Source organism: Methylobacterium aquaticum, assembly GCF_001043915.1.
Classification (GTDB): Bacteria; Pseudomonadota; Alphaproteobacteria; order Rhizobiales; family Beijerinckiaceae; genus Methylobacterium; species Methylobacterium aquaticum.
Window position 1 is genome coordinate 1 of the sequence record NZ_LABX01000439.1, and the last position, 803, is coordinate 803.

General features: G+C 74.0%; 1 pseudogene. It reads left to right on the forward strand.

Annotated features, from left to right (window positions below):
• Window positions 1-121: 121 nt before the first annotated feature.
• A pseudogene (locus VP06_RS33070) lies at window positions 122-803 on the forward strand (beta strand repeat-containing protein); the annotation flags it as partial.

Consider the following 803-nt stretch of genomic DNA (forward strand, 5'->3'; position numbering starts at 1 on the left):
GGGGGGGGGGGGGCTGAAGGGGGGGAGGGGGGAGGGGGGGGGGGCCAGGGGGGGCGGGACGGGGCGGCGCGGCGGCGGGCGGCAGGGCCAGGGGCGGCTCCCGCACGCGCGGACGGTGCGCGTGGATGCGGGCAGCACGATCCGGGCGGACGCGACCGCCTCGGGCAAGGGCGGCGACGTGGTGGTGTGGTCGGACGCCGCGACGCGCTTTGCCGGCACCATTTCGGCCCGGGGCGGGGCGCAACGGGGGGATGGCGGCCAGGCGGAGGTGTCGTCGAAGGGAACCCTGTCCTATGACGGCACGACGATCCTGACGGCGGCCAAGGGCCGGTTCGGGACGCTGCTGCTCGACCCCTACAGCATCACGATCACGAACGGATCCGACGCGAATGGCGGGTTCGACGGCGCCAGCCCGACCTCGACCTACACCCCGACGGGCACGAGCGTCATCAGCGCGACGACGTTGCAGGCCCAGCTCGCGACCGCCAACGTCGTCGTCTCGACGGGCGGGGCGGGCTCGCCCGGGACTGACGCCGGCGACATCACGGTGGCGGCGCCGGTGAGCTGGTCATCGAACAGCGTGCTGACGCTCCAGGCCTACCACTCGATCGCCGTGAACGCGAACCTGACGGTCGCGGGCGGCGGCGGGCTGGTCCTGACGACGAACAACGGCGGCACGGGCGGCACGCTGACCTTCGCGCAGGGGGCGAGCGCGACCTTCCAGTCGAACGCGAACCAGGCCAGCCAGTCGCTGACGATCAACGGCCAGGCCTACACGCTGATCCGCTCGATGGCGGACCTCG